We start from the raw sequence: 3847 nt of genomic DNA on the forward strand, positions 1-3847 counted from the left end.
AGGGACTGTATGGCTATGGCAACACGACCCTCTCCATTGGCGCATTCACTGCCGCCGGCGCCCTGACATCGCCCTGGACAACGGTCGTCATGACCGTAGCCCCCTGATACCCCTCGCGGGACACCGGGCGTTGCTGCTTTGTGCAACGCCCCTCACCTAGTCCTACGCACGTCGCCTCATCCCCGCTATACTTCCCGGCTTTTCCTGAATAAATGCCAATAGGGTCCCGCCGCGCATGGATAAGACCTACCAGCCGCACGCCATTGAAACTTCCTGGTACAACACCTGGGAGTCCGAGAACTACTTCGCCCCGCAAGGCGCGGGCGATTCCTACACCATCATGATCCCGCCGCCGAACGTCACCGGCAGCCTGCACATGGGTCACGGTTTCAACAACGCGATCATGGACGCCCTGATCCGTTTCCGCCGCATGCAGGGTCGCAACACCCTGTGGCAGCCGGGCACCGACCACGCCGGTATCGCCACGCAGATGCTGGTGGAGCGTCAACTCGAAGCCACCGGCCAGAACCGCCACGACCTGGGCCGCGAAAAATTCCTCGAGAAAGTCTGGGAGTGGAAGGATCAGTCCGGCGGCAACATCAGCCGTCAGATCCGTCGCCTCGGTTCGTCCGTAGACTGGAGCCGCGAGCGCTTCACCATGGACGACGGTCTCTCGGAAGCCGTTAAAGAAGCCTTCGTGCGCCTGCACGAAGACGGCCTGATCTACCGCGGCAAGCGTCTGGTCAACTGGGACACCAAGCTGCACACGGCGATTTCCGACCTCGAAGTGGAAAACCACGACGAGAAAGGTTTCCTGTGGAACCTCAAGTACCCGCTGGCCGACGGCGCGAAAACTGCTGAAGGCAACGACTTCCTGATCGTCGCGACCACCCGTCCGGAAACCATGCTCGGCGACTCCGCCGTCGCGGTTAACCCGAACGACGAGCGCTACAAAGCCCTGATCGGCAAATTCGTCGAGCTGCCACTGGTTGGCCGCCGCATCCCGATCATCGCCGACGATTACTGCGATCCTGAATTCGGCACCGGCTGCGTGAAAATCACCCCGGCCCACGACTTCAACGACTACGAAGTCGGCAAGCGCCACAACCTGCCGCTGCTGAACATCTTCGACAAGAACGCCAACGTGCTGCCAGCGGCGCAGGTGTTCAATCTCGACGGCACACTGAACGACAGCATCGACGGCAAGATTCCGGCCGAATACGCCGGTCTCGAGCGTTTCGAAGCGCGCAAGCAGATCGTTGCTGCGTTCGACGCCGCGGGCCTTTTGGTCAGCGTCGACGATCACAACCTGAAAGTACCGAAAGGCGACCGTTCCGGCACCGTGATCGAGCCGTGGCTGACCGACCAGTGGTACGTGTCGACCAAGCCTCTGGCCGAGCCGGCGATTGCTGCCGTTGAAGACGGCCGTATCCAGTTCGTGCCCAAGCAGTACGAGAACATGTACTTCTCGTGGATGCGCGACATCCAGGACTGGTGCATCAGCCGTCAGTTGTGGTGGGGCCACCGGATTCCGGCCTGGTACGACGAGTCGGGCAAGGTCTACGTCGGTCGCGACGAAGCCGAAGTGCGTGCCAAGCACAACCTCGGCCCGGACGTTGCGCTGCAACAGGACAACGACGTGCTCGACACCTGGTTCAGCTCGGGTCTGTGGACGTTCTCCACCCTGGGCTGGCCGGAAAAGACCGAGTTCCTGAAGAAATTCCACTCCACCGACGTGCTGGTCACCGGGTTCGACATCATTTTCTTCTGGGTTGCCCGGATGATCATGCTGACCATGCACCTGATCAAAAACGAGGACGGCACCCCGCAGGTGCCGTTCAAGACCGTTTACGTGCACGGTCTGGTGCGTGATGGCCAGGGCCAGAAGATGTCCAAGTCCAAGGGCAACGTCCTTGATCCGCTGGACATCATCGACGGCATCGAGCTGGAAGATCTGGTGCAGAAACGCACCTCCGGCATGATGCAGCCGAAACTGGCGAAGAAGATCGAGAAGCAGACCCGCGACGAGTTCGCCGACGGCATCGCCAGCTACGGCACCGACGCCCTGCGCTTCACCTTCTGCTCGCTGGCGTCCACCGGTCGCGACATCAAGTTCGACATGGGCCGCGTCGAAGGCTACCGCAACTTCTGCAACAAGATCTGGAACGCCGCGCGTTATGTTCTGGACAAGGGTGAAGACTGCGGCCAGAACGGCGAAGCCTATGAGCTGTCGCTGGCGGATCGCTGGATCATCTCGCAACTGCAACGCACCGAAGCCGAAGTGACCCGCCAACTGGATCAGTTCCGTTTTGACCTCGCTGCGCAAGCGCTGTACGAGTTCATCTGGAACCAGTATTGCGACTGGTACCTGGAACTGTCCAAGCCAGTGCTGTGGGACGAAAACGCGCCGGTCGAGCGTCAGCGCGGCACCCGTCGCACGCTGGTGCGCGTGCTGGAAGTGGCGCTGCGTCTGGCGCATCCGTTCATGCCGTTCATCACTGAAGAAATCTGGCAGCGCATCGCGCCGCTGGCCGGCATTCAGGGCAAGACGATCATGCTGCAACCATGGCCGGTGGCCAATGAAGAGCGCATCGATCCGGCCGCCGAAGACGACATCGAATGGCTCAAGGGCCTGATGCTCGGCACGCGCAACATCCGTGGCGAGATGAACATCGGCCCGGGCAAACCGCTGCCGATCTACCTGAAGAACGTCAGCGCCGAAGACCAGCGCCGCCTTGCCGAGAACGAAGCGTTGCTGAAGAAGCTGGCGCGTCTGGAATCGATCACCGTCCTGGCCGCTGGCGAAGAAGCACCGCTGTCCGCCACCGCGCTGGTTGGCGAGATGGAAGTGCTTGTGCCGATGGCTGGTCTCATCGACAAGGGCGCCGAGCTGGCACGTCTGGACAAGGAAATCCTGCGTCTGCAGGGCGAAGTCCAGCGGGTGGGCGGCAAGCTGTCCAACGCCGGTTTCGTTGACAAGGCCCCGGCCGAAGTCATCGAGAAGGAACGCGCCAAACTGGCCGAAGCTGAGCAGGCCTTGGGCAAACTGGCCGAGCAGCATGCGCGGATTTCCAGCCTGTAAACTCACTGTGCCGAACTAAAAAGGGAGACCGAAATGGTCTCCCTTTTTTACAAGCAAAGTATCCTTAAGGGGCTTTCGATGGCGGTATGAACACTGGCCCGCTTGGACCACTGTCAGTTATAGGAGTGTTACGCGTGTTAATCCATTTTTTTTCACGATAAGAAAAGAAGGTGGACGTTCCACTCGCTACATCATATGAACCGCTACCAGTGTTAACCGAAGTGGGTTTGGAGGCCCGGTTGAACACAATAATGCCGCTATTGTATTCATTCGGCCCCTTTGGCAATGTCACGACACCCGTCCAGCCATAAGTTTGTCCATCGTCAACCACATACATGGTTGCACCATCCTGGTCCAACGTCACCGTACCAACAGGTTCATTATTCCGCCGATCTTCATTTGGCGAGCTTCCGGCTACAGCATTGAATGCAATAACCGTTGCTGCGAGACAAAACAAAAATCTGTTCATATGCATCACCCTTAAGTAAGTGCTTGATTGAATGCCTTAATATCAGAAAACAATCCAGCCGAAGCCTATCTTAAAGAAAAACTCCCAACCACTGTCAGAAATGACAGTATTTAAGACTAAAAAGAAATAAAGAACATTTCAAAAGGATATAAATCCGACACATCAAGCTTTTTAGCAGGACGGGCATATAACGATAAAATCATCACAAAATACCAAAACACACTAAAAAACTGTCAACTCTGACAGGTTTCCGCATCAGAAATCCATCATAACCTTTTTGTATCCGTACTATCCAA

At 57.7% G+C, this 3847-nt stretch carries 2 protein-coding genes; one reads left to right on the top strand and one right to left on the bottom strand.

Annotated elements, in window-relative coordinates; translation table 11 throughout:
* Positions 1 to 235: 235 nt before the first annotated feature.
* Positions 236 to 3082 carry a valine--tRNA ligase gene (locus DBR18_RS26390; RefSeq protein WP_108592518.1) on the top strand — a complete coding sequence of 949 codons (2847 nt, stop codon included), beginning with the start codon at positions 236 to 238 and terminating at the stop codon, positions 3080 to 3082.
* Between the two features lie 64 nt (positions 3083 to 3146).
* On the opposite strand, the gene DBR18_RS28195 is transcribed toward DBR18_RS26390, so the two are convergent.
* Positions 3147 to 3551: a hypothetical protein gene (locus DBR18_RS28195; RefSeq protein ID WP_146188800.1), complete on the bottom strand. Its 405-nt coding sequence runs from the start codon at positions 3549 to 3551 to the stop codon at positions 3147 to 3149.
* Positions 3552 to 3847 lie beyond the last annotated feature (296 nt).

Origin of the sequence: Pseudomonas sp. HMWF021 (assembly GCF_003061005.1) — a bacterium.
Taxonomy (GTDB): Bacteria; Pseudomonadota; Gammaproteobacteria; order Pseudomonadales; family Pseudomonadaceae; genus Aquipseudomonas.